The sequence below is a fragment of the Enterovibrio paralichthyis genome (genome assembly GCF_019209835.1).
GTDB classification, from domain to species: Bacteria; Pseudomonadota; Gammaproteobacteria; order Enterobacterales; family Vibrionaceae; genus Enterovibrio; species Enterovibrio paralichthyis.
The window spans coordinates 15,005-41,304 of the sequence record NZ_JAHUTS010000002.1 but is presented as its reverse complement, the minus strand read 5'-3'; the positions used below and the strand labels follow the sequence as shown (position 1 = coordinate 41,304).

Here is a 26,300-nt window from a genome sequence, read left to right as displayed (position 1 = left end):
TTCGAAATGGCGCTTTATGCGCCATTTCTCTTTTTTTATCACTTATTTGACTGAATTGATCGCAAACCTCCCGCACTATGCGTTACATTAAAGTATCGGCACTACAAAGCTGGAGGTTGTTATGAACAGATACACAAACTTGCTCGTGGCTATTGACCCTGACCACGACGAACAACCCGCCTTCTCCCGCGCGTTAGACATCGGAACCAAATCGTCTTCCTCTGTCAAAATCACCGTCATCCTCGCTATTTATGATTTCTCTTATGAAATGACCTCAATGCTTTCTTCAGAAGAGCGTCAGGCCATGAGAGCGGGTGTATTACAGCAACGAGAAGACTGGATTGACTCCGTTATTGCCAAGTACGACACAAGCCATGTAGAAGTGGTTAAACACGTTGTTTGGCATAACCGCCCTTATGAATGCATGATTGCCAAGGTGTTCGACGGCAACCATGACCTGTTGATCAAAGCGACACATCAGCACGACAAACTAGGTTCAGTAATATTCACCCCAACCGACTGGCACTTGCTGCGTAAATGTCCCTGCCCTGTACTTCTCGTTAAAGAGCGTGGATGGCCAGAAAACGGCAAAATACTCACTGCCGTTAACGTTTCTTCTGAAAACGAAACCCATATACCGCTCAACGATAAGCTGATTGAAGAAGCGCAGGCCATGAGTAAGCTTTTGTCTGCGGAAGTGAACTTGGTCAATGCCTACCCTGCTACGCCAGTCAACGTCACTATCGAACTGCCTGAGTTTGACCCAGCGTCTTATACCGATGCTGTGCGCGGTCACCACCTCCTGCAGATGAAAGCGCTGAGACAAAAACACGGCATCGATGAAGAGCAGACATTCTGTCAGGAAGGATTACCTGAGGATGTGATTCCTGCGGTTGCCAAAGAATTGGATGCTGAACTTGTTATCCTTGGCACCACGGGACGTGTGGGACTTTCTGCCATATTCATCGGGAATACTGCTGAGCACACCATCGACCAACTCAATTGCGATGTGCTGGCTATCAAACCAGATGGCTATATTAGCCCTTTAGCGCCCAACATAAATGCAGATGAATAGCGGTCTTTATACCGCTCTATTTGCACAAAAAAGGGAAGGACATATCGTCCTTCCTTTTTTTGTATAAAGACTAATCAAGATAAGAAGCAGCGAATTCTCTACCCTTACTTAACAATAAAAAGACGACCACGGGGGGATCATGACCGCCTAATATTGATTAGCCCTTTATGTATTACATAAAGCTAATCTTATTCCACTCACCACCTGAGTAGTAGAGAGTAACGTTATCGTAATCAAGCGCTTCTGTCTTACCTGAATACTGAATAGTTACTGGTTTAGTTGTTGTTTTACCAAATTCAACAAACTCACCATTTTGTACATTGTCTGGCAGTGTAACAGTTGATAGATAGCCATTATCACTTATCGTGATACCTAAGTTTCCGTATTGGTCCAGCAATGCTTTGATCTTCTCTGGACTATCTACAGTGGAAATGTCTTGAGGTTTATAAACAGAATGTTGAGGAATCAGAGACCATCCATCAATAGACCCGGAGAAAAACGCTGTTTTAGTGTTTCTTCTAGGTGTAAGTGTCAAGCCATTAGGAAATACAATATCGGTATTGTATGTGGAATTCCGATCCAAGGTAAACGTTCGGTTTTCACCTAACTCATTCGCTGCGGGCATGGTGAATGTGCGGGTCCAGTTACTGTCTGATTCCTTAATCACCAGGTTGCCGTAAATATCAATGTTTCGTTTCAAATCTGCTGGGTCACCACCCAGTTGACGAATCGTGCTGTTATCTGAAATGGTTTTGCTGCTGTAAACCCACCAAGGACCAGAACTGGTGAAAACAGTGGTTGAACCGCGTGGAGGATTAATCTCGGCAGAACCATACTTAACTTTGACCGCATAAGTTGATTGACGCTCGACAAATAGCATCGAGCCAAACAACTTGTTCAATTTCTCTACTGATAGAGTCTTTGCCCAACGACCATCCTGGAGCAGGATTTTTACGGATGTGTGTTCATCCAGTAAGTCCGCAAGCTTGGATGGGTTTGTAGCAATTTCGCTAATCTCCGCCTGAGAACTAACCACGTACTTAGGCTCGATGATCCATTTTTCACCGTCAAACACGAAATCAAGTTGGTCTTGTCGCTTAATCGGCGTGTAGCCTCTTAGCGTACCATGCTTGTAATCTACGGTCGTACCAAAGGTAGCCAGTCGCTCCACGATCAAACGCTGACCTTTCGATGCGTTCGCCGGCAGAGACAGTGTAGGAATCCAGTTGCCATCTGAAGTGATCAACTTCACCGCTTTAAATTTGCTTAGTAGGCCCTCAAGAAACGCACTATCCTGCGAAATCTTGGTAAGCGTAGTTTGGTCGTCAACTACATATGTTTCAGATACACAGAAAGCACCACCTGCCTGTCCGCGTTTAACCTCGTAGTTATGTCCCGCACCCATGATCACATTGCCGTCAGAGATATTAGTAATTTGCCATCTACCCAAATACCCAAATTGTTTCTAAAAAAGTCCATGTTATCTGCGACGTCTTCAGCAGGAAACAGCATACGACCTTTACTGCAGTTTGCTGTCCCTTCAAACGTTATATCATCATATACAGTGGCTCCGGCAGAAAAGCTTGCCATGATCAAGACCGGTAAACTCAGCTTTTTATAAAACATTAATATTTCCTTAATAAACACAAAGCTAATATTCATTTTGTATTTATCGACGCCTATCAGATTAATGACGTTTTAAACAAAGCGCCTCAAGTGCAATGAAAGCATGCTTTACAAATAAATTAATGTCTTTATATTGAGACATAAAAACATAAAACCTTTACATCGCTGAGCTTCGCCACCTAACCCTCTGTTATTAAATGACTTTAAATGTAAAATGCAAAAACTAAAACCAGTAAGAAAAAGTTATTATAATTTAACTACGTTCACATTTTTACGTTGAGAATATCAATGTCAATTTATTAGAGAAGAATGATGATAGTAAATTCAAATACAAGAAACATAATGAAAATTATATTAGAAATCGTTAACAAAATATTTAACTCTTCTCTAATAAACTCAATTATTAAATATATGCAGTATCGTGCGATGACTTTTACATTAGAAAATCAAAGCATTCGAATGTGATGATATGTATATAACGCAAGAAAGTATGTGGAAAATAACTGGAAACTATAGCCAAAAAAAAGAGCTCAAATGAGCTCTTTCTTGAATTTAGATATTCGTGACGTCAATAAACATTGACTCGTCAATGTTGGTGGACGAAACCGTTGCTTCGCTGAATTCATATTCTTCGCGGTTACCTTCACGGTCCAATGGCAGGTTCACGAAGTCGAATAGCTCGCGGTCAGCCAATTGGCTTGGGCTCACATTCTGAATCGACTTGAAGATGTTTTCTACGCGGCCTGGGGTTTTCTTGTCCCACTCAACCAGCATGGCTTTGATAGCCTGGCGCTGAAGATTTTCCTGAGAGCCACACAGGTTACACGGAATAATAGGGAACTCTCTGTGTTCCGCATATTTGATCAGGTCTTTCTCGCGGCAATAAGTCAGCGGGCGAATGACCACGTTACGGCCGTCGTCTGAACGCAGCTTCGGTGGCATAGCTTTCATGCGTGAACCGTAGAACATGTTCAGGAACATGGTTTCAACGATGTCGTCCATGTGATGGCCCAATGCCAGTTTGGTTGCACCAATCTTTTCAGCAAAAGAGTACAGAGTACCGCGACGAAGGCGCGAGCAAAGACCACAGGTAGTTTTACCCTCTGGCACTTTCTCTTTTACTACCGAATAGGTGTCTTTATCCACGATGTAGTATGGAATATCCAGGCTCTTAAAATAATCAGGCAGGATATGCTCTGGGAAGCCTGGCTGTTTCTGATCCAGGTTAACCGCTACAACATCAAATTTAATCGGTGCCGCTTTTTGAAGATTCAATAAGATATCGAGCATCGCAAATGAATCTTTGCCCCCGCTGATACATGCCATGACGACATCGTTCTCTTCAATCATGTTGTAGTCAGCAATTGCACTGCCAACATTTCTCCGGAGACGTTTCTGGAGTTTGTTGAATTCAAGTGTCTCTTTTCGCGTATCTTTCTGATTCATTACGACTTCTCAAACTGTCAGCCTCAGCCAACGGTAGATTTTGTAGGTGGATTTTAACAGGCGGTGGATTATACGGATCTTTTGATGCGGTTGGAACGTTTGTCACATAAATTAGCGTCAATTGGGTTTCATCTAAACGACTAAAAAACCAATATAACAAAGCCCGGACGAGGCCGGGCTTTGTTGGGCAACACAAAATGGATCAGCTTTGTGGTATCCAGGGTGTCACTTTCAACGGCGTTTCAGGGAAGTAGATCTGCTCGCCTTTTTCCAGTTCACTGGCTCGAATAACGGCGACTTTACCATCCACAGAAATATTGCGTCCGGCAGATGTTTTCAGCAGGGATTGTGGCTCATCGAAATGAACCATCACGCCCTGCACTTCCGGCATAAACCAAGAAGAAAACATACCGCCAAGGTCCTGCATCATTGCCGACATTTGAGGGAGCAGGTTTGCGATCTCCGATTGAGAGATTTCAGACTCAAACTGCGCTTTTGCCATCACCTGGAAAGAGATATCACATACATCATCGCCGGCCGTCTCGATAAAAACGTCCGGATTGACTTTGCGTAAGTGGTTATCAATGGGCAGTGGCAATTCCTGTGATGCTGGAATTGCCAGCTCTTCGTAGTTCTTTTTCTTGGTCATCCAAGCCTTGGTGATTTTGCACACTTCACCAGATGTGGGCGAAATCATGAAGTAACCAACTTTTACATCCGGGTGATTTTCACCGTAGTTGTGTTTTAGTTGGGTAAACAGCTTGCTGTAACTGAATTCCACCTGTGCTGCTGCAGAGGGAAATGAAATTACAGCTGCCACAATGGCAGCCGTAAGTCCTTTGATCATCCTTGGCTCCAATAGTTCTCGTTATAGCGAATCATGCCTTGTACTTCGTCGACATAAGCTTGACCGCGTTCAGAGTAACTAATTAGACCATTCGCCAACGCTTCGCCGGAAAGAGGTTGATTCGACTTTCTCAGCTTTGATCGAATATCACGCAACCCTGCGTAGGCACGGTTACGGTTTACGTTGAGGAAATAAGCGCGAATGGACTGATAAGCGTCATCGAACACGGCCACTTCGTGAGTCATACCTTCTGTGCGGGCACCGGGAACCAGGCCGCAACCCGCAGTGTAACACCACTGTCCGAAGTAGTTATTTCCTTCGCGGGCAAAGCGTGATGTGCCCCACCCTGATTCTTTTGCAGCTTGGGTAAGCACCAAATCTGCCGGGATCACATCAACACGTTTCAGCGCTTCTTTATACCAAGTTTTGTCTGGACCGTTTTCTGGAAGAGGATGATTAAAAAGTTCAGAAACACGGGATAGGAATTGCTTGTCGTCTTCGTTCATTGAACCCGACTTTTCCAAAGCGATAAGACGGTTATGTGCACTTACCAACAAGCCATTAATGTAATCCACGCCTGGTTTCATGAAACTGACGAACGCCTTTTTCTTTTCGTCTACCAACTGGAACTCACGAAAATCAGGCTTCACATCCATTGAAGGCGGAGGTGAAGCCGGTTGGAGTTGAGATACAGTCAGTGTTTCATTTGGAGCGTCGCTACACGCAGAAAGAAATAGAGCAGCCGAAGCCAATACAGCACGAGAAAGCTTCATTAAGCGTTGAAAACCTCTTTATTACCATCGCCGGAAGATGAATCATCATCGCCTTCCTGAGTGACGGTGACTTCAATACCTACACCGAACATTTCGCGATAGAGGACGCCTTTTACGTTAAACATAAACGGCAGCGCCCACACCAAAGCGAGGCCAGCTGTCGCATAAGAAAATACAAACAACACAGCGATTACGATGTAAACCAGTGTTAATGGTATCATTTTTTTTGTGATCGCTCTAAAAGAAACAATCATAGCTTGAACCGGTCGCAGGCGTTTTTCACAGATAAGCAGAATCGTCATTGAAAATGTGACACCCAGGAAAATTCCTAACAGCGGCAGTAACTGGCTACCAACGCTCTGCAACGCTGAAATAAAACTCATCGCCAACGTCACGGCGATTGCATATGCCAGTCCTTTTACGATGTGTCTGGGTTTGGTTCTGAATCCTATTGCATGACTCAGTCCCATCAGGCTTGCGCCAGCATAAAGCGGTGCACTGAATACAGTGGATAAAAAGATGGCGATTCTGGCTGACGCCAAAATATCCGGTGTCATCTCTTCGCGCCCCACGACGGCGTCAAACAGCACGTTAGGGTGGCCTTGCAAAACCGTTAACACCACGAGGAATATGGCCAGATTCGCCCCAGTCAGGATCAATGTCGCGGGCAAAAAAGGCCAAAAATTCTTCTGTGTCAGTTTCATCGCTTCCTGCACCACGCTGGAAGCGCTTAATTTGTAGTTCCCGGTCAACGCATTTTCCAGCGAGCCGCCGACATGAAGTGCATTGCTCAACTCTTGTTTGTTCATAGCTAAGTAACTTTTGTCTTCTGCCTAAGAAATCTTCCTTCTTATAAAGTTATAGGTGAAATTTTTAGAGCTCGTCTCAATCTGGTGTATTTTTAGCCACTCACTTTAAGCGCTATAATGCTCAGCTACTTGTTTTAGGTTTTCATGATGCAGTTCACAGTTTGACCGGTATCGCCGCAATTTGGTGAAATACTGAGTTTTGTCAATTGCGGGCAGATTTTTTGCCGAAAGATCACAAAAAAACGCTTTAACTTCATGGTTCGCACGTCTATCATGCGCCGTCTATTTTTAGGGGAATTTTTACTTAGCTAATCGCCCGCGGTTAAGGAGTGAGAGTAGAATTGAACGCAACACAACCAATTAAAAAACCCGTTGTCCAGCTGAAAGGACTTTGTAAGAGCTTTGATGGCAAAGAGATCATCTCTAAATTTGATCTCGAAATTAACAACGGTGAGTTTTTAACAATTCTAGGTCCGTCAGGTTGTGGCAAGACCACAGTACTTCGTTTGATTGCTGGTCTTGAAGATGCAGACGATGGCCACATCATCATCGACGAACAGGACGTAACTGCAATCCCCGCAGAACATCGTCATGTTAATACCGTCTTCCAGAGCTATGCGCTGTTCCCTCACATGACAGTGTTCGATAACGTTGCTTTTGGCCTGCGTATGCAGAAAGTGGCTGAAAGCGAAATCGAACCGCGTGTTATGGAAGCCCTGCGCATGGTTCAGCTCGATCAATTCGCGCCTCGTAAACCGCATCAGCTTTCCGGTGGTCAGCAACAACGTGTCGCTATTGCACGTGCAGTTGTTAACAAGCCTAAAGTTCTGCTGCTGGATGAGTCGCTGTCAGCGCTGGACTATAAGCTGCGTAAACAAATGCAGATCGAACTGAAACAGCTTCAACGTAAGCTGGGTATCACGTTCATCTTCGTTACGCACGATCAGGAAGAAGCCCTGTCCATGTCTGACCGCATCATCGTTATGCAATCAGGCAAAGTAGTTCAGGACGGTACACCACGCGAAATCTATGAAGAGCCCGCGAACCTGTTTGTTGCCCGCTTTATCGGTGAGATCAACGTATTCGATGCAGACGTTATTGCCCGCATCGATGAAGATCGTATCACTGCAACCATTGAAGGCCGTGAATGTCAGGTTTACTGCAAACTGGACGTTAATGCTGGCGACCGAGTGAAAGTTCTGCTTCGCCCAGAAGACCTGCGCATCGAAGAAATCGAAGCGGCAGATTCAGGCAATGGCATTATCGGTTATGTTCGTGAACGTAACTATAAAGGAATGACCCTTGATTCCGTGCTTGAGCTGGAATCTGGTATGTCTGTCATGGTCAGCGAATTCTTCAATGAAGATGATCCGGATGTAGACCACTCTCTGGACCAGAAAGTTGCGATTACCTGGGTTGAAAGCTGGGAAGTGGTACTGCCTGATGAAGAAGATTAATCTCCAGAACGCCATCATTGGCGTGATTGTAGGTTGGTTACTGCTGTTTGTGTTCATCCCTAACCTGATGATCATTATCACCAGTTTCCTGACACGCGATGACGCAAACCTGATCGAGATGACCTTCACCTTGAGCAACTATGCCAAGCTGATGGATCCTCTCTATGCGAAGGTGGTCTGGCATTCGTTCTACATGGCAGCCATTGCAACCATGCTCTGTTTGGCTATCGGTTACCCGTTTGCATACTTTATTGCACGTATGCCTGCCAAGCTGCGCCCGTTCATGCTGTTTATGGTGATTGTTCCTTTCTGGACAAACTCACTGATCCGAACCTATGGTCTGAAAATTTTCCTGGGTACACGCGGATTGTTGAACGAAGGTTTGCTGACGCTGGGGCTTATCGATAAGCCACTGCGCATTATGTACACCGAATATGCGGTAATGATTGGTCTGGTTTATATCCTGTTGCCTTTCATGATCCTGCCGCTTTATTCAAGCATTGAAAAGCTGGACAACAGCTACCTTGAAGCTGCAAAAGACCTGGGTGCAAGCAAGCTGCAAGCATTCATTAAGGTGATTTTGCCGTTGACTATGCCTGGCATTATCGCAGGCTGTGTTCTGGTACTGCTGCCTGCGCTGGGTATGTTCTACGTTTCTGATCTTCTGGGCGGTGCGAAGAACTTGCTTATCGGTAACGTTATCAAGAGTCAGATCCTGAATGTCCGTGACTGGCCATTTGGTTCGGCGGCGAGTATTTCACTCACCGTATTGATGGGTCTGATGCTGTTTGCGTACTGGCGCGTCGGTAAACTGATGAACAAGAAGGTAGAGCTGGAATGAGTAAGTTTTTCAAAACCAGCTTTATGTCGCTGGTCTATGCGTTCCTCTACATCCCTATCGTTATTCTTATCGTTAACTCGTTTAACGAAAGCAAATTCGGGATTGAGTGGAAAGGTTTTACCACCAAGTGGTATTCCCTGCTGCTAAACAACGACAGCCTGGTTCAAGCTGCGGGTAACTCCCTGACGATTGCCGTGTTTTCTGCAACTGCAGCGGCGATCATCGGTAGCCTGACCGCGGTAGCTCTGTATCGCTACCGTTTCCGTGGCAAAGGTTTCGTAAACGGTATGCTGTTTGTTGTTATGATGTCACCTGACATCGTGATGGCGATTTCACTGCTGGCACTGTTTGTATTGTTAGGCGCGCAATTGGGTTTCCTTACCCTGCTGCTGTCCCACATTACATTCTGTCTGCCGTTTGTTGTGGTAACCGTATACAGCCGCCTGAATGGCTTTGATTCACGTATGCTGGAAGCGGCGAAAGACCTTGCTGCCAGCGAGTGGGTAATCCTGACAAAAATCATCCTGCCTCTGGCGGCACCAGCCGTTGCAGCAGGTTGGCTGCTGAGCTTCACCCTGTCACTTGATGACGTGATTGTAAGCTCCTTTGTGACGGGCCCAAGCTACGAAATCTTACCGCTGAAAATCTATTCAATGGTTAAGGTTGGCGTTTCTCCAGAGGTAAATGCCCTGGCAACGCTGATGCTTATCGTCTCTCTCGTACTGGTGGTTTGCTCTCAACTGCTGGCACGCGACAAAGTGCGTTAATACCCTAAGGGGAGGTCTGTTCATACACCTCCCCTTTCGTGTTTTCGCATTTTTCAGTCATGGCTGGTTCATTCCAGCCATTATTCTAACTAACCAATACCAACGAAAAACTACAGGAGTTGTCGATGAAACCCTGGTCTAAGTTTGTGCTGGGAAGCGCATTATCCTTCTCTCTCCTTTCCAACGCTGCTGTTGCTGCTGAAGATGAACTCTACTTCTACAACTGGTCTGAATATATTCCAACTGAAGTACTTGAAGAGTTCACCGAAGAAACCGGTATCAAGGTCATTTACTCAACCTATGAGTCAAATGAAAGCATGTATGCCAAGCTGAAAACCCACCCAGAAGGTTACGATCTGGTGGTGCCGTCAACTTACTATGTGAAGAAGATGCGCGATGAAGGCATGCTGCAAAGAATCGACAAGAGCAAACTGCCACACTTCGATGGTTTGGATCCAAACAACCTGAACAAGCCTTTCGATCCAAACAACGAATACTCAGTGCCATACATCTGGGGTGCGACCGGTATTGGTGTGAACACAGATTTCATTGAGAAAGACAGTGTTCACTCGTGGGCGGATCTGTGGAGCCCTGATTACAAAGGCCAACTGCTGATGATGGATGACGCACGTGAGTTCTTCCACATAGCACTGACCAAGCTGGGCTATTCTGCAAACACCACAAATCCAGAAGAAATCAAGGCCGCGTACGAAGAGCTGAAGAAAATCATGCCTAACGTACTGGTGTTCAACTCAGACTTCCCAGCTAACCCTTACATGGCTGGTGAAGTGGCACTGGGCATGCTGTGGAACGGTTCTGCATACATCGCACGCAGTGAAGGCGCGCCAGTTGATATCGTTTGGCCTGAAGAAGGCGCGATCTTCTGGATGGACAGCCTGGCAATCCCTTCTAGCGCGAAGAACGTCGATGCAGCGCACAAGATGATCGACTTCCTGCTGCGCCCTGAAGTTGCCGCGCGCCTGGCGATTGAAATCGGTTACCCAACACCGGTTAAAGCAGCCTACCCACTTCTGCCAAAAGCATTTAAAGATGATCCAAGCATCTACCCACCACAAGACGTGATGGAAAAAGGTGAATGGCAAAGCTCTGTTGGCGAAGCAAACACGCTTTACGAAGAGTACTTCCAGAAGCTGAAAGCTGGTCAGTAACCTGACAAAAACGAGAAAAGCGGCCGAGGCCGCTTTTCTTTATTCCTTTCAGCACTAATCCTGCAACGCTAAAATCTCATCAACCAATTCCGGCACCAGAACACTCGCCCTGCCATAGCGCTTCTCGTCGAACTCGCTTTCTACAGCACTCGGTTCCAAATTCACTTCAATGGTTCTTGCGCCATGAATTGCAGCCTCATGCACAAACCCTGCTGCCGGGTAAACCGCGCCGGAGGTACCTATTGAAATAAACAGATCAGCCTCCAGCAATGCCGTATGGATTTTGTCCATTTCCAATGGCATTTCTCCGAACCAGACAACATGTGGCCTAAGTGGTGAAGGCATTTGGCAGCAGTGGCAAAGGTCACTTTCGTTAATATCTTCTTTCCATTCAATGGCCTGTTTGGACTGCCCACAACATGCTTTCAACAATTCGCCATGCATGTGAAGAATATTTTGGCTCCCCGCACGCTCATGCAGGTTATCAATATTTTGCGTCACCACAGTCACGTTGCCTTCCAACTCCGCTTCTAACCGTGCCAGCGCCAAATGCGCGGCGTTTGGTTCAATAGCTTCAGACTGGAGCTGTTTGCGACGCTCATTGTAAAACTTTTGGACAAGCGCGGGATTGCGTGCAAAACCCTCCGGCGTTGCAACATCTTCAATATGGTGTTCTTCCCAAAGACCATCCTGAGCGCGGAAAGTACGAATACCAGATTCAGCAGAAATCCCGGCTCCAGTAAGTATCACGATGTTTTTATAAGGGAAATGCATGACACGGTCCTTTGCTGTCTTGTTTAAAAACCTTTATATCATTGTTGGAAAATGCAAAACAGGGATCTGAGACTAGACCATGGTCGAAAATGATATGAATTGATGAATTTACGGGAGAAATTCGAAATATGTCTTATAGTTTAAATATGTCTTAAATATGATTCCGGACTATGTTGCCAACCCCTTTCAAATACGCACTGATTGCAACGACAATAATTGGATGCGCTCCTGCTATTGCAGCAGCGCACGATGGCGTGCATCTCAGCGGTTTTGGTAACGTCAGCGTAATCCATTCTGGTACGAAGGATTTCGGCTATATCTATGATTTGACAAAAGAGGGCGTGTTCGACACCTGGAGCTTGAAAACGGGCTCGTCTATAGGTTTGCAAATGAACACCAGCCTAACGGATAACCTCGATGCGGTGATTCAAGGTGTTGTACAGGATCGTATCAATAACGACTTGAACAAATCGATTACCTGGGCATTCCTTCGCTACAAAGCATCGCCTGACCTGACAATACGTGTTGGACGGATTGCAACGCCGCTCTACATGCTCTCAGAATACCGCGATGTCGGTTTCGCGTATCTCTGGACAAAACCTATCACAGATTTTTACTCCAACATCCCGGTCACAACACTGGATGGTGGTGATATCGCATATACCATACCATTCATGGATGGCATGCTGGAAACCCGCTTCTATGCTGGTCAGTCCGAAGTAGCAATTGACAACGTAACCAACACGACAGATGTGACATTGTCACCCCTGTTTGGTACCCGCCTGACTTATTACGTCGACCGCTGGACATTTTCTGGTTCCGCAGCGACAGTGAAAAATAAGAAAGGCGAGCCAGCAGCACAACTCTCTGCTTTATTTAGCCAAGATCCGAGCATTTTTACTGCATGGCCTTCTTTGCAGTCCACGCTGAATGATTTCCAGTTTGTTGACACCCGTTTATACTACTACTCTCTCGGCGCTCACTACGAAACTGGTGACTGGAACGTACAGTCTGAACTCAGTTATTCCGATGCAGAATGGCCCTTCTTCCCTGACCTGGCAGCAGGCTATATCAGTGTCGGTAGAACCTTTGATTCATCAACAGTCTACGGTTTTGCTTCTAAAGCCAAATCTGTTGGTGACTTGTATACCGTCGAAGCACCTCCCGCTATCTCATTGCTTGCTCCTCAAATTGCTTCCGCCTACCAGACTCTTAAAGGTGTCGTAAGTGCGCGGGCAATAAATCAGGAAACGTTGGGGTTCGGTGTACGCTACGACATAAACACACAGCTATCTCTTAAAGGACAAATTGAACGTACCTGGTTGCTGGACAGCAAATTTGGCGCGTGGTCTTACTCGCTGGAGGGGATAAATGCCCCAGTGCCCGACCACATTGATACTATCTCGATTAGCCTGAGTTTTGTGTTCTGATATGAAAAGACTTGTATTAGCACTACTCACCGTATCCTGGCTAGCATGGGGTTCACCATCCCATGCCGAGTTAGTCGTGGTTGTCAGCAAGGACAACCCTATCAGCCAACTCTCTTCACGCCAGCTGATTGATCTCTATATGGGTCGCTATAATGCCTACCCAGACGGCCGTGCTGCCTCAACAACAGACCTTCCAGAGGACAGTCCCCTTCGTGAAGCCTTTTACAAAAAACTCGTTGGCAAGTCGGTCGCTCAGGTAAACGCCTATTGGGCAAGACTGCTGTTTGCGGGTAAATCTGAGCCACCAATGACGAATGAGTCTTCACAAGACGTCATTAAATACATCATGAACAATACAAACGGTATTGGATACTTAAACGAATCGGAATTGGTCGACGGTTTAAAAGTGGTATATCGTTTTGAAGATACTCAGTAAGCGCATTCATATTCGGGTTGCCGCCGGTGTGGCCGATGGTGCGATCTTATTCTCCATACTCGCGTCCCTGGCATGGTTCTATATCTCTTACCACGAAGAGGTTGACCGCTCACGAAGCCAGATCAAGCAGATCATTACCACTGTTGAGCAAACCGCTTCTATCGCCATGTATCTGGGCAATAAAGAACTGGCAGAAGAGGTGTTACGTGGCCTCGAAGCTAATGACATTATCTCAGCGGCGCGGTTAACCAGTCAGGATGGGCTTTCAGCCTCTTTTTCGGGTTCAGAGAATCTCGCCCAATCCGAAACCGCCATCATCTTTCCCATTCCATCGCCCTTCGCCTCCAATGAAGTCGTCGGCGATCTGCTGATTTATCCGAATCAGCAATACATTGAAGACAATGCGATCTCCCTGGCGAAAATACAGGTTATCGTGCTGCTCTTTTACCTTGTTATCATCACCTTGTTGACCCTTATCATCGTCAACCGGATTCTGACCGAGCCGATGAAAAACATCGCCAACCGTTTTCACTTGATCACGCCCGGAGACACCACGCGGATTGAAGTACCTGCCGCCCACCAGCAAAACGAGATTGGCGCTTTGGTTGACGATATAAACGGCCTTCTCGACGCAGTAAACACACAAATAGACAATGAACGTGAACTACGCGCTGAAACAGAAAACCTTTCGAAGAAATTCCGTTTTATCTTCGAGCGCGCAAGTGCCGGGATCGGGCTCATCGACAGCAACAATGAACTGATTGTTGCCAACCCCGCACTGCTCAGGTTGCTCGGCCAAACATTTATTGTCGACACAGACCGCTACGACAAAACAGATTTCATCGCGTATTTTAACGACCCGGCTGAAATGAAAGAGTTCATCGATGAATTCTGGGCAAAACCCGGCAACCAGTTCAGCGCCATGGACGTGCAGTTAAAGCACAAAGTAAGGGCGGCAGACCGTTGGGTCCATTGTCTGTTTTCAAAAGTTGAGGATATCAACAATCCCGATGACAGCTTGATGGAAGTGGTGGTTTATGACATCACAGAGCGTGCTGAACGTGAACAAAATATCATCTACGAAGCCGAGCACGACCCTATTACGCAACTGCTAAACCGCCGAGCAGGGATGGCGAAACTAGAAAGCTCACTGGTTGAGTCAGAGAAGAAACAGCGCAACTTTGCCATTCTCATGATTGACCTGGATGGATTCAAACACGTCAATGATACATACGGTCACGACGCCGGGGACAAGGTGATTATCGAAGTCGCAGCCCGGATCAAACAGTTTTTCAGGGGTTCGGATGTGGTGGCGCGTTGGGGCGGTGATGAATTCCTGATTGGTTTTTCCTATAACCCCAACTATGAAACTGCCGTCTCTGATATAGCTTCAGACCTTCAGTTTCAGATTGCCCTTCCCGTAGAAATTGGACACGAACAGACAGCGACTGTGGGTTCAAGTATTGGTATCAGCTTATTCCCAGACAATGAAATCGCCGTTGCTGGCTTGATAGAGCAAGCTGACGAAGCGATGTATTTTGTCAAAAACAACGGCAAAAACTTCTTCAAGTTCTATCAACACCTTGAAAAAGAAGCGGTGCAGAAATAGCCTGTAATGGATTCCACCCTACATATTGGTTAACCTCGTAACCACCCTACTTTCAACCAGGACGTTGATATGCACCCTCTTCGCGTGTCCGTACGCGCCGTCTGCTACCGGGATGATACCCTGCTACTTGCCGAGCATAGGGACGACCGCGGGCTTTGGTATATTCTTCCCGGCGGTGGTATCCAACACAATGAAACACTGGATCAAGCCTTTAAGCGTGAAATGCTTGAAGAGACCGGTGGCGACGCACAAATGGGAGACGTGCTGTTTGTCCGTGAAGTGATCGCCGACAAATTAGATACCACATACTTACCCAAGCACCTGCACCAAATAGAGTTGTTTGTTGAAGCAAAAGACTTCCGCCAAATATCCCAGCCAAGTGACATGGATAAAGACCAGATTGGTATTGTCTGGATGCCATTGGAAAAACTGCCTGATTTGCTCTTTTTCCCAAGCACCATGATCAGCGCCTTACAAACACGCCGTTTCGACAAAATCTATCAGGGGCATATTCTCTAACGTTCCAGCTGGCGCGAATTTCAACACCCGCGTCCAACTGGCTAGACCATTATCTATTGCCCACTCAGTTACAATGCGGGCAATGTTAACAGTGGAAGTCCACCAATTAGATATCATGCAGTTAGAAAACTATTTCTCTCATAAACACGGCCAGTATGTTTTTACCCGTCAACAAGCCAGTCATTTTGCCAAAATCATCGCGGGTGATTTCAATCCAATTCACGATGAGGACGCCAAAAGATTCTGCGTACCCGGCGATTTGCTGTTTGCTGTTTTACTGGCTAAAGCGGGGATCAGCCAGAAAATGCGCGTCACCTTCGCGGGCATGATATCTGACAATCTGGGTTTGCTTTTTCGTGAAGACAGTGAAGGCAACCTGGAAGTGATCGACGCCAACGATAAGCTTTACCTCACCATGGAACGCGGCGGCGATTCTAAGCTGGATGAAACCTTGGCGGCTCAGGTGGCAGAAAACTATGTGAAATTTTCCGGCATGAACTTCCCGCACATCATGGTTCCACTGATGGAAGAGTGCGGCATGATGATCAACCCAGAGCGTCCCCTCGTGATGTATGAAAGTATGGAGCTTAACTTCAACCATCTCGACTTTACTTCCCCTAGCGTGGAATTGACCGATTCTGTCATGGAAGTATCAGGCAAGCGTGGCACTGTGACTCTGGCATTTTGCTTTAAAGAAAATGGCGAAGTTATCGGTGAAGGTAAAAAGAAAATGGTTTGTAGCGGTTTGCGTGAATTCGAACCTCAAGCTGTTGAAGCACTGGTAGATAAATTTAACCAACGCAAGTCCTCATTTTTATCCAGCATGACTGCATAGTCTGCGCATTCCATTAATGGAATGTAAACGCAAAACTCCCCAAGAGCCCAGTTATAACGGGCTCTTTTGATTTCCCCAACGCCATTTGATTTTGCTTTCCGTCATGCCGGAACATAAATCGATTTGGTGGATCCTCATTAAGGTCAATGTCTTAGTTACAATTTCGCCCCCCACTTTTGAGACCTTGTTCTATATTTAGAGAAAGGCAAAAGCAGCGGAGCGAACTATGTCTACAGAACAACTGCTAAAACACATCGACAAACTTCCAAAAGTGCCAAAAGTCGTTCAAGAACTGATGGAGCTTGTTAATAGTGAAGGCTCCGACATGAGCCAAATCTCCAACAAAATTGCGCTGGACCAAGTAATTAGCGCCCGAGTTTTAAGACTCTCCAATTCTGCCCACTTTGGCCGCAGTCGCTCTGTCGCCTCGGTTGACGAAGCGGTTATTCGATTGGGTCTTAGCCCAATCAGAACCTTGGTGACCGCGTCTGCTTTGATGAGCGCCTTCCCAGAAATTGAAGGCTTTGACCTCAACGAATTCTGGGCAACAACATTTGAAGTCGCGACGCTGTGTAAAGTGGTCGCCAAGGAAGTGAAAGCTGACCAGAACGAAGCGTTCACGGCCGGTATGCTTCACAACATTGGGGATCTTCTGATTTACAGCGCCTACCCGGATAAAGCGTCAAAAGTGGAACTGCATATGGAAACCGGCAAAACCAAGCCGGAGGCGCAACAAATCGTATTGAACACGGACAATGCAGAGCTGGGCGGTGCATTAGCACGGAGCTGGAAATTCGCAGATTCACTGGTCGATGCCATCGCCCATCAGTACCGTGCAGTCCAGGGCGACTCATTCTCACAACTGGCCGCAATCATTAACTTTTCCTCTAAAGTAGATACCCATTGGGATAATCTGGTTGACGGTGAAGCCAAACTCACCTGGCTTAACCATCAACTTGAATACAGCATGTTGGGGCTAAGTGAGAATGTTATCGATGTAATTGATGAAGCCCGTGGAACCGGACGTGACATGGCCAATTCTTTGCTCTAAGGACAAGCCAAAATCGTTCAAAGCGCCTGACACAAGGCGCTTTTTTACGTTTAGCGTGGTCAAAAAGCTTTGATCAACCCAGCATTTACATTGTTTCAATTGCGTTAAATTAGGAAACAATTAATTCATTAATTTCCATTTATCCTAATATCACATCTCTTTAAGCTGGCTATCTAACAAATAATAGAACGGTGAAAATGCCGTCATCTACCCTAAATGGATGCCATGTTGCGAGGACGAGCAATGCAACACACGCGAATTTACCCTGCGAAACCGCAAAAAGTTTACCTCTACGCTACCTGCCTTGTTGATGCTTTTGACCCAGATACAGGTATCGATGCGATTGCCCTGATTGAACAGCAAGGGATTGATGTTGAGTTTGTCCCCAAGCAAACCTGTTGTGGGCAACCGGCATACAGCTCAGGTTATACCGAAGAAGCCAGAACTGTTGCTGCGCATCAAATGTCGCTTTTCTCCGAACGCATTCCAGTTGTGATTCTTTCTGGCTCCTGTGGCGGCATGATGGTTCACCACTACCCCCGGATTTTTGATAACCACCCGCTCGAAAACGAAGCGCGAGAATTTGCTTCCCGTGTATTTGAGTTCACCGAGTTCCTGACCAATGTTTGCCGTGTTGACCTGAAGGACAATGGCGAGCCTACAACGGTTTCGGTGCACACCTCCTGCGCTGCCAGACGCGAAATGAATGTTCACGTCTACACCGAACACCTGCTCGGCCAACTTGATAACGTAGACGTAAAGCATGCCGCGTATGAAGAAGAATGCTGCGGGTTTGGCGGTACTTTTTCAGTCCGTCACCCGAACATCAGCGAAGCCATGGTAGGTGATAAATCCCACAATCTGATCAGCACTGGCGCGGCTGAATTCGTCAGTGCTGATTGGGGCTGCATGCTGAACATCAACGGTGCTCTTGAGTATCAGGGGCAAACCTTCAAGGGTAAACACATCGCCAGTTTTCTTGCCGAGCGCACAGGCATGAAAGGAAGCAACCAATGAGCCATAACACGCCAGAACATTTCCACCAGCAAGCGAAAGAAGCGCTGGCAGACAAGGAACTTCGCCAAAACTTTCGCGGTGCCATGGATTACTTGCGAGGAAAACGCCGTGATGCCTTTCCCGACCCCGCGGAAGAAAAAGCCGTCAGGGATCGCGCTGAAGCTATCCGCCAACGTTGTTTGAGCAAGTTGCCTGAATTGCTTGAAAAGCTGGAGCAAAACCTGCAACGAAATGGCATTGCGGTGCATTGGGCGCAAAACGCGGATGAAGCGAATGAGATTTTCAGCGCACTCGCCAAGCAGCATCAGGCAAAACTGATGGTGAAAGGCAAATCCATGGTGAGCGAGGAGATCGGCCTCAATCATTTCATGGAAAAGCACGGCGTACGCTGTCTGGAAAGTGATATGGGGGAATATATCGTCCAGTTGGACGGTGATACGCCATCGCACATCATCATGCCCGCCATCCACAAGAACAAGCAGCAGGTGTCAGATACCTTCGAACACAACCTTTCTGACTTCCAGCCCACAACCGACGTAGATCGACTGATCCAAACTGGCAGGAATGCACTTCGGAAAGCATATCAGGAAGCAGAAATTGGCGTGTCCGGTGTCAACTTTGCTGTGGCTGAAACCGGTACTCTCTGTCTTGTGGAAAATGAAGGCAATGGCCGCATGTGCACCACCATCCCCAAAGTGCATGTTGCCATTACCGGCATTGAAAAAGTGGTGGAATTCCTGTCAGATGTCCCACCCCTGTACAGTGCCCTAACCCGCTCTGCCACAGGTCAGAACATCACGACCTATTTCAATATGATCAGCAGCCCCCGCAAAGACGGCGAGCTTGATGGCCCTGAGGAAGTGCACCTTATCCTGCTCGATAACGGACGCACACAGGCGTATCACGACAACGAGCTGAGAAAGACACTCCAGTGCATCCGCTGTGGTGCCTGTATGAACCACTGCCCTGTTTACACCCGCATTGGCGGTCACGCTTATGGCACCGTTTACCCGGGTCCGATCGGAAAGATCATTTCACCGCATTTGATGGGCATCGACAGCACCCAAAACCTCATCACCGCATCCAGTATGTGCGGTGCCTGTGAGGAGGTCTGTCCGGTACGCATTCCCATCCCATCATTACTGCAACGGCTCAGACAGGAGTCAAAACACAATGCCGAGCCCAAGCACGACCCACTGAATGGTCAAAACGCCGCGCACAATACATTAGAAAGCGCTGCAATGAAGGGCTTTGCATTCGCTGCAACTCACCCTACCTTCTATCACGCAGGTTTAAATGCCGCCCGTAAAATGAATGGCATGATCCCCGAACATCTCGGCAGTTGGACCCAATGCAGGGTGAAACCTAAGTTAGCGAAAACATCTTTGAAAGCGAAGTTGGCAAAGCGCCAGGGAGGCAAATAATGAATTCGAAAAGCCAACAGGCGCGTGAAGCCATCTTTGCCAAATTAAAAGCAGCACCCGTGCAAACCAAACAGGAAGAATTGCCACATTGGCAAGCCTGGTCGTCCGACAAGGCTGATGAACGTGTGGCAAGGCTACTAGGATGCATGGAAGCGAGCCATACTGAAATCTTCCGCACAGACAGCAATAACCTTGAACGCGACTTGATAAATTGCATTGAGAGCAATCAATTTGGTTCTGTGTTGTTTGGGAAAATGAACCCCTACCTGGAGGCAATTCAGGCCTCGTGCCCGAATGTAGAAGCCAAGGCTTATGACCAGCCCATTGAGGGGTTTAAAACAGCACTGTTTGAAAACATCGATGCCAGTGTCAATGTGATTCAAGCCGCTATCGCGGATACGGGAACTCTGGCGGTTTTGACAGGAGAGAATGAACCGCGAGCTTTGTCACTGGTTCCACCTACGCACATTGCCATTTTGCGTGAATCTGACATTGTTCCAAATTTCAGCGAGTTAATGCAGTCGCCATTCTGGCAGCAGGGAAATTGGGGTGAACGCCCTCCAACCAATATGCTGCTGATTTCTGGACCGTCTAAAACGGCTGATATCCAGCAAACTCTGGCTTACGGCGCGCACGGCCCCAAACGGCTGATCCTGTTTCTGGTTAAGGAGTAACCATGGCAACAACACCTTCTGAAGCGACATATCAACGGTTGCTGTCGGCGCTCGAATCCCGCATTCCCAAATCGAGGTTGATAACAGATGATGTCAGGCGATTAGCCTATGGTACGGATGCCAGTTTTTACCGATTGATACCAAAGCTTGTCGTTCAGGCGGAAAGCCTTGATGAAGTCATTTATATCATCACTACATGTGGTGAATTGCTGGTGCCGTTTACCTTCCGCGCAGCGGGTACCAGCCTTTCCGGCCAGGCAGTCTCAGATTCTGTGTTGATCACTCTGACCGATGACTGGCGCAACCATGACATTCTGGATGATGGGAAGAAAATCCGTCTGCAACCTGGCGTCATTGGCGCAGATGCAAACCGCTACCTTGCCCCTTTTCAGCGCAAAATAGGCCCGGATCCCGCTTCAATCAACAGCTGTAAGATTGGCGGTATTGCAGCAAACAACGCCAGTGGTATGTGTTGTGGCACGGCACAGAACACCTACAAAACTGTCAATGCCATGAAGGTGGTATTCCACGATGGAACGTTACTCAATACAGCAGATCCTGACTCTGTCGATGCATTCCGCAAAAGCCATCAAGTGCTGCTTAACGGTATTCAATCCCTGTGTGCCGATGTTCAGAAAAATGAAGCCTTAAAACAACGAATCCAGCACAAATACCGCCTGAAAAACACTACGGGCTATGCACTCAACGCCTTGGTTGATTTCACCGATCCCATCGATATATTGATGCATCTGATGGTAGGCTCGGAAGGTACCTTGGGTTTTATTGCCGAGATTACCTATAACACCGTTATCGAACACCCTTTTAAAGCTTCAGCACTGCTGGTTTTCAACGATATTGAAACGGCCTCCAACGCCGTCACCGCCCTGTCCAAAACACCTGTGTCAGCCGTTGAAATGATGGATGGACGTGCGCTTCGCTCAGTTGCTGACAAGCCTGGCATGCCCGCCTTTTTACCAGCGCTCACCTTGGAGCACTGTGCACTGTTAGTGGAATCCCGTGCCAGTGAGGAACACACGCTAAACAGCCAGTGTGACACCATCATGTCTGCGCTCTCAGCGTTTGAGATTCCTGAGCAGGTGGCATTTACCACAGACTCAGGCACTGTCGCCACTTTGTGGGGGATCCGCAAAGGCATGTTCCCGGCAGTTGGCGCGGTGCGTGAAGCAGGAACCACGGTCATAATTGAAGACGTGGCATTTCCTGTCGAGCGCCTCGCCGCCGGTGTCCGCGAACTTCAGGCTCTCTTTACCGAATTCCAATACAACGAAGCTATCATTTTCGGCCATGCCCTCGAAGGCAATCTTCACTTTGTGTTTACACAGGGTTTTGAAAGTCAGGAAGAAGTAACCCGCTACGGCAAATTTATGGATGCAGTGGCTCAGTTAGTTGCAGTGAAATATGAAGGCTCACTGAAAGCTGAGCACGGTACCGGTCGCAACATGGCGCCCTATGTCGAGCTTGAATGGGGTGCGGATGCCTATCAATTAATGCAGCGTATTAAATCGCTGTTCGATCCCAAAGGCCTGCTCAACCCCGGCGTCATTATCAATGACAATCCAGACGCCCACATAACCCACTTAAAACCCATGCCCAAAGCGGATGACCTGGTCGATCGCTGTATCGAATGTGGCTTCTGTGAAGCGGTCTGCCCTGCGCGCACGCTGTCCCTTTCCCCAAGGCAGCGTATTGTGCTTTATCGCGAACTAAGCCGTCTGGAGCGCGAAGGCAGCACAGACAAACACGCAGAATTGCAAAAGGCATTTGATTACCTGGGTGTTGATACCTGCGCGGCAACCGGGCTTTGCGCTGAACGTTGTCCCGTGGGCATTAATACCGGCGATCTCATCAAAAAAGTGCGCACCGCCAAATACCAGCGCTTTGTGCCTATTGCCCGCTGGACAGCCAATCACTTTGATACAGTCACCGCACTGACTCGCGTTGGGTTGTCCACCAACAGCGCGATGCAATCTGTTCTCGGTGAAAAAGCCATGGGCAGCATGCTCAATGGCATCCGTAAACTCACCAAGGGCAAAACACCGGCATGGAATGAAAGCTTCCCCCGCGCCAACCCTTACAAAGTCGCACCTACTGAAACGGGCGGAACCAAACAGGTGGTTTACTTCCCTTCCTGTGCCAGTCGCAATATGGGCAACGAAGTGGGCAGCGAAGAAAAGCGCTCGCTGACTGAAGTCACGATATCGCTACTGAAACGTGCAGGATACAGCGTGATACTGCCGCAAAAACTGCCGTCACTTTGCTGCGGTATGCCTTACGACAGTAAAGGCATGAATGACATTGCCGACCAAAAGAGCCAGGAATTGCAGGCGGCACTTTGGCAGGCGAGTCAGGAAGGAAAGATCCCGGTACTGATGGACACCAGCCCCTGTTCGAAGCTGAGCAAAGAAAAGTTTGAACAATCGATGGAAATCCATGAGCCGGCCGGATTTATCCTGAAATACCTAATGGACGACTTAACCATTAAACCTGTCGACGAGACGGTTATGCTGCACATCACCTGCAGTGCGCGCCGGATGGGTCTGGCGGATACATTACTTAACGTTGCCAAAGCCTGTGCCAAAGACGTCATCGTGCCAGAACATATCGAGTGCTGTGGCTTTGCCGGGGATAAAGGCTTCTTCACGCCTGAACTGAATGAAGCGGCATTGCATCCATTGAAAGCGCAAATCCCTGCCGATTGTAAACGCGGGTTCAGTAACAGCCGCACCTGTGAAATTGGATTAACCCATCACAGCGGTATTCCTTACCATTCCATCCTTTACCTGCTGGAAGAAGTGACGGCGTAACATAGACTGCCGAGTTTTAGCCAAAAACAAAAAGCCTGATGGTTTCTCATCAGGCTTTCTTTTTGCTTTATTTGTCTGATTACTCCTGGGTTTCTGCCAGAAGGCTCGCCCCTGCATCCAGCGTAAAATCAAGCGGTTCAGCGCTGAATGCCACACCTTGCAGCTCACTGATGAGTGATCGCGCTGCATTTTCGCCGGTTTCCCTGTCTGGAGTAACCACACTGGCTAACCTCGGCATCATTGATTGCCCAATATCCAGCGCATGAATGCCAGCAATGCCTATCTCCTGCGGCACGTCCAACCCTTTATGCTGGCACTCTAACAACACCCCAGCCGCCAGTTCATCATCCGTGCAGAAAAACGCGTCTGTTTCTGGATATCGTTCCAGTACTTTCCGGGTCATCTTACGCGCCAATGAAACGGAAGATTCCGCTTTTGCCGTAAGGCTGCGTGGCGTGAATGCATTTTCTTCCATGGCATCGAGGTAACCCTGAAGTTTGTCTGGCGTCCCAATTCCCTTCTTAACGCTCAGGCACACAAGGTTACGGTATCCGCGCTCTATCATCAGCGACACCATAGAAAACGCCGCCAAGCGATTGTCGATACCGACACTGAAACTTTCCCCGTTGGTATGTTTCATGATTTCCACGAATGGAACGCCTGCCACCTTGAGCATTTTTAGCGTGCGCTCTGTGTGCCCATGCTCGGATAAGATCAGGCCATCGACGTTGAATGAGAGTAATGATTCAATACGCTGCTCTTCCAGTTTTTCGTCGTAACCGCAATGCGCCACCATGACCTGATACCCGCATTCGTCTGTCACCGCTTCAATGCCGGCGATGACTTGCTGAAATACAGGATGGTTGAAGGAAGGTAGAACAACACCGATCGTTCGGCTGGCTCGGTTGGAAAGAATGTCCGGCACACGGTTGGGAATATAACCGATGTCATCCAAAGCAATCTGGATTTGTTCCCCGGTTTTTTTAGCGACTTTTTGAGGGTTGTTGAGGTAGCGGCTGACGGTCATTTTGGTGACCCCGACCTGTTCAGCCACATCAGAAAGAGTGGGACGACGATTCTTCCCCATTGCGCAATCCTTACTAAATGCTCCTTCTTTAGTTTTTAAGCAGATACGCAATATCGCCAGTGCGGATATGCAAATTGTGACTTAGATAGGAAGCACTATTGTTTGGTTACATCCACATGCATGTAGCGGGCAAATTTCGGGATGCCATTTTTGGTGAAGCCGTTGTAGCGGTATGTCACTTTCGCGCCAATTGCGGGTGGATTTTCTCGCTGGTTGTCTGAAAATCCGGTACCGATTTTAAACTCTTTACCATCCGGCATTTTCACCAATAATGCGCCCAGTCTGCCAACATGCTTTCCTTTTCCATCAATATGGCCGATGACTTCCGCTTCGGCATCTTCAGCGACTTTCATTTTAATCACATTGTTTGAACGGCCGCCCATATAAATACCATCGCGCTTTCTCAGCATCAGCCCTTCTCCGCCTTTGCGGTTGATCGACGCCAACACCTCCCGCAACGCCATTTCACTCTCAACAGGGTAATGTGTGACATACCCAAGGTGGGGCAATTTCATGGCCTCTGTCAGCCCCTTCATTTTTTGGTAGCGCTCGTCAAAACTATCCAGGCTGGCCGGTAAATCAAACACCATAAAACGGACTTGTCGCCAGGCTTTTTCATCAGGCTTGCTGTCCATCACCGTCGCCATGGTCTCCTCAAACTGGCCGCGCCCAATCCAAAGCTCCCCTTCCAGCGCAATAGGCGGCAGGCTATCAGTAAACCAGGACGGAGCGTAAATCAGGTTACCCTGGCGGGTGAACAGGAACTTTCCGCTCCAGTAGGCGCGGATACCGTCCAGCTTTTCGCTATAGACGTAATCTTGCCAATCAATGACCATTTCATTTTCATACGGCACAGCCAATTGGGGTTTGTGGTGAAGGCAGCTGGTGGCCAGTGCGTGTTGCGATGTTGCAACACTGACACTGGCGATTAGTGCGATTTGAGTCGGTTTCATCCTGTCTCCCGGTTCGATGAGTACAGAAGTCATTTTCCTTGTGTAAATTGCCGTTGCTACTCGGGATAGTTTTTATGGGATTGGGCAAGAAATTCGGAAGATGGGATTACATCAGCAGGCAAAAAAACGGCGCATTGATCAGAATGCGCCGTTTCATCGATTCTTGGAGTTCGCATATCAACCGTATGCGTAAATGTAAGTGCCGTTCTTAATGGTGTCGATAACCTTTTTCGACAGGTAACTCGGCAATGCCGGACAGCCCCAACTGCGTCCTAACTGACCGGTTTTCGAGATCACTTTCGGGTTGGCATAGGATGCACCATGAATGACGATCGCGCGTCTGCGGGCGTTGTCATTTAATCCTTTAGAAAGCCCGTCAAGCCTCAGTGAGTACCCGTGCTTGCCATAGTAGGTTTCTGCCGCCCTGAAGATACCAATCGACGTTTTCCGTGAATTGACCACGTTGGAGAACTTTTTGGCGTATAGCGATCCACTGTTTTTTCCGTGGGAAACATAGGACGAAAACAACACCTTGCGTTTAGCAATATCAAAGACCCAAAACCGTTTTTGGGATGATGGCTTACTGTAGTCAATCAAGGTAAAGATTGGCTTGCCGGATCTGTGTGTTTTGAAGTGGTCATAGGCTTGCTCAAACTTGTCAAACGCCACCTCATGAGAGAGGTGTAGCTGACGATACATGGTTTGAGCATCAGGAAGCGTTGTTGCAAACACATTCGCTGAAAACACTAATAAAAGAAGCGCAAGTGCTGCTCTTACAGCCTTATACATAGCATTCCCCAATCGGTATTGATTAAGACATCGTGTTTCATCCGGCATTGTGCGAATCAGAATCTGT

Annotated in this window: 25 protein-coding genes; 15 read left to right on the top strand and 10 right to left on the bottom strand. The window is 47.6% G+C overall.

All coding sequences use genetic code 11. The features are described 5' to 3' along the window. Positions 1-121: 121 nt before the first annotated feature. Entirely contained in the window at positions 122-1,075 is a 954-nt protein-coding gene (uspE, locus tag KU854_RS02500) for a universal stress protein UspE (protein WP_218356915.1), read from the top strand. A gap of 172 nt (positions 1,076-1,247) precedes the next feature. Here uspE and KU854_RS02495 read toward each other — a convergent pair whose 3' ends face one another. The 6 genes from KU854_RS02495 to KU854_RS02470 all read right to left on the bottom strand — a co-directional run bounded on the left by KU854_RS02495 (position 1,248) and on the right by KU854_RS02470 (position 6,576). After that, positions 1,248-2,480: a hypothetical protein gene (locus KU854_RS02495; RefSeq protein WP_218356914.1), complete on the bottom strand. Its 1,233-nt coding sequence runs from the start codon at positions 2,478-2,480 to the stop codon at positions 1,248-1,250. A gap of 2 nt (positions 2,481-2,482) precedes the next feature. Next, a complete protein-coding gene (locus tag KU854_RS02490; protein WP_218356913.1) occupies positions 2,483-2,701 on the bottom strand; it encodes a hypothetical protein in 219 nt (72 codons plus the stop codon). 552 nt (positions 2,702-3,253) lie between these two features. Further along, positions 3,254-4,147, bottom strand: coding sequence for a tRNA 2-thiocytidine(32) synthetase TtcA (gene ttcA, locus KU854_RS02485; protein WP_218356912.1), 894 nt, complete (start codon positions 4,145-4,147; stop codon positions 3,254-3,256). A 202-nt stretch (positions 4,148-4,349) separates the two neighbouring features. After that, positions 4,350-4,994 carry a DUF2987 domain-containing protein gene (locus KU854_RS02480; RefSeq protein WP_054778357.1) on the bottom strand — a complete coding sequence of 215 codons (645 nt, stop codon included), beginning with the start codon at positions 4,992-4,994 and terminating at the stop codon, positions 4,350-4,352. Continuing rightward, positions 4,991-5,767: a glucosaminidase domain-containing protein gene (locus KU854_RS02475; RefSeq protein WP_218356911.1), complete on the bottom strand. Its 777-nt coding sequence runs from the start codon at positions 5,765-5,767 to the stop codon at positions 4,991-4,993. The genes KU854_RS02480 and KU854_RS02475 overlap by 4 nt, the downstream gene beginning before the upstream one ends. Beyond that, positions 5,767-6,576, bottom strand: a complete 810-nt coding sequence (locus KU854_RS02470; protein WP_218356910.1) for a DUF2189 domain-containing protein — start codon at positions 6,574-6,576, stop codon at positions 5,767-5,769. Before KU854_RS02470 ends, KU854_RS02475 begins: the two co-directional genes overlap by 1 nt. A 341-nt stretch (positions 6,577-6,917) precedes the next feature. Here KU854_RS02470 and potA point away from each other — a divergent pair, with 341 nt between their 5' ends. The 4 genes from potA (at position 6,918) to KU854_RS02450 (ending at position 10,810) form a co-directional block, all read left to right on the top strand. Continuing rightward, complete coding sequence (gene potA, locus KU854_RS02465) at positions 6,918-8,033, top strand: spermidine/putrescine ABC transporter ATP-binding protein PotA (RefSeq protein ID WP_218356909.1); 1,116 nt, start codon at positions 6,918-6,920, stop codon at positions 8,031-8,033. Next, on the top strand, positions 8,020-8,874 hold the full coding sequence (gene potB / locus KU854_RS02460; RefSeq protein ID WP_054778355.1) for a spermidine/putrescine ABC transporter permease PotB: 855 nt from the start codon (positions 8,020-8,022) through the stop codon (positions 8,872-8,874). The genes potA and potB overlap by 14 nt, the downstream gene beginning before the upstream one ends. After that, positions 8,871-9,641 (top strand): spermidine/putrescine ABC transporter permease PotC, encoded by a 771-nt coding sequence (gene potC, locus KU854_RS02455; RefSeq protein ID WP_054778354.1) that lies wholly within the window; start codon positions 8,871-8,873, stop codon positions 9,639-9,641. The genes potB and potC overlap by 4 nt, the downstream gene beginning before the upstream one ends. A gap of 125 nt (positions 9,642-9,766) precedes the next feature. Next, positions 9,767-10,810, top strand: a complete 1,044-nt coding sequence (locus KU854_RS02450; RefSeq protein WP_218356908.1) for an extracellular solute-binding protein — start codon at positions 9,767-9,769, stop codon at positions 10,808-10,810. Positions 10,811-10,864: 54 nt separating this feature from the next. On the opposite strand, the gene cobB is transcribed toward KU854_RS02450, so the two are convergent. Further along, positions 10,865-11,584 carry a Sir2 family NAD+-dependent deacetylase gene (cobB, locus tag KU854_RS02445; protein WP_218356907.1) on the bottom strand — a complete coding sequence of 240 codons (720 nt, stop codon included), beginning with the start codon at positions 11,582-11,584 and terminating at the stop codon, positions 10,865-10,867. A gap of 170 nt (positions 11,585-11,754) precedes the next feature. Here cobB and KU854_RS02440 point away from each other — a divergent pair, with 170 nt between their 5' ends. The 10 genes from KU854_RS02440 to KU854_RS02395 all read left to right on the top strand — a co-directional run bounded on the left by KU854_RS02440 (position 11,755) and on the right by KU854_RS02395 (position 23,404). Then, entirely contained in the window at positions 11,755-13,014 is a 1,260-nt protein-coding gene (locus KU854_RS02440) for a porin (protein WP_218356906.1), read from the top strand. 76 nt (positions 13,015-13,090) lie between these two features. Beyond that, entirely contained in the window at positions 13,091-13,450 is a 360-nt protein-coding gene (locus KU854_RS02435) for a type 2 periplasmic-binding domain-containing protein (RefSeq protein WP_218356905.1), read from the top strand. Continuing rightward, the gene (locus KU854_RS02430; RefSeq protein ID WP_218356904.1) at positions 13,434-15,059 is read left to right on the top strand and encodes a diguanylate cyclase domain-containing protein; all 1,626 of its coding nucleotides are present in this window, start codon (positions 13,434-13,436) and stop codon (positions 15,057-15,059) included. Before KU854_RS02435 ends, KU854_RS02430 begins: the two co-directional genes overlap by 17 nt. A gap of 69 nt (positions 15,060-15,128) precedes the next feature. Next, on the top strand, positions 15,129-15,578 hold the full coding sequence (locus tag KU854_RS02425) for an NUDIX domain-containing protein (RefSeq protein WP_218356903.1): 450 nt from the start codon (positions 15,129-15,131) through the stop codon (positions 15,576-15,578). Between the two features lie 115 nt (positions 15,579-15,693). Next, entirely contained in the window at positions 15,694-16,413 is a 720-nt protein-coding gene (locus KU854_RS02420) for a DUF3581 family protein (protein WP_218356902.1), read from the top strand. Positions 16,414-16,639: 226 nt separating this feature from the next. Further along, entirely contained in the window at positions 16,640-17,464 is an 825-nt protein-coding gene (locus KU854_RS02415; RefSeq protein ID WP_218356901.1) for an HDOD domain-containing protein, read from the top strand. 243 nt (positions 17,465-17,707) lie between these two features. Continuing rightward, a complete protein-coding gene (locus KU854_RS02410) occupies positions 17,708-18,481 on the top strand; it encodes a (Fe-S)-binding protein (protein WP_218356900.1) in 774 nt (257 codons plus the stop codon). Next, entirely contained in the window at positions 18,478-19,905 is a 1,428-nt protein-coding gene (locus tag KU854_RS02405; RefSeq protein ID WP_218356899.1) for a LutB/LldF family L-lactate oxidation iron-sulfur protein, read from the top strand. The genes KU854_RS02410 and KU854_RS02405 overlap by 4 nt, the downstream gene beginning before the upstream one ends. Then, positions 19,905-20,579, top strand: a complete 675-nt coding sequence (locus KU854_RS02400; RefSeq protein ID WP_218356898.1) for a LutC/YkgG family protein — start codon at positions 19,905-19,907, stop codon at positions 20,577-20,579. The genes KU854_RS02405 and KU854_RS02400 overlap by 1 nt, the downstream gene beginning before the upstream one ends. Positions 20,580-20,581: 2 nt before the next feature. After that, positions 20,582-23,404 (top strand): FAD-binding and (Fe-S)-binding domain-containing protein, encoded by a 2,823-nt coding sequence (locus tag KU854_RS02395; protein ID WP_218356897.1) that lies wholly within the window; start codon positions 20,582-20,584, stop codon positions 23,402-23,404. Between the two features lie 79 nt (positions 23,405-23,483). Here the strand turns inward: KU854_RS02395 and KU854_RS02390 are convergent, their stop codons facing one another. The 3 genes from KU854_RS02390 to KU854_RS02380 all read right to left on the bottom strand — a co-directional run bounded on the left by KU854_RS02390 (position 23,484) and on the right by KU854_RS02380 (position 26,233). Next, entirely contained in the window at positions 23,484-24,491 is a 1,008-nt protein-coding gene (locus tag KU854_RS02390) for a substrate-binding domain-containing protein (RefSeq protein ID WP_218356896.1), read from the bottom strand. A gap of 95 nt (positions 24,492-24,586) precedes the next feature. Beyond that, a complete protein-coding gene (locus KU854_RS02385; RefSeq protein WP_218356895.1) occupies positions 24,587-25,444 on the bottom strand; it encodes a DNA ligase in 858 nt (285 codons plus the stop codon). A 177-nt stretch (positions 25,445-25,621) separates the two neighbouring features. Next, positions 25,622-26,233 carry a murein L,D-transpeptidase catalytic domain family protein gene (locus KU854_RS02380; RefSeq protein WP_218356894.1) on the bottom strand — a complete coding sequence of 204 codons (612 nt, stop codon included), beginning with the start codon at positions 26,231-26,233 and terminating at the stop codon, positions 25,622-25,624. Positions 26,234-26,300 lie beyond the last annotated feature (67 nt).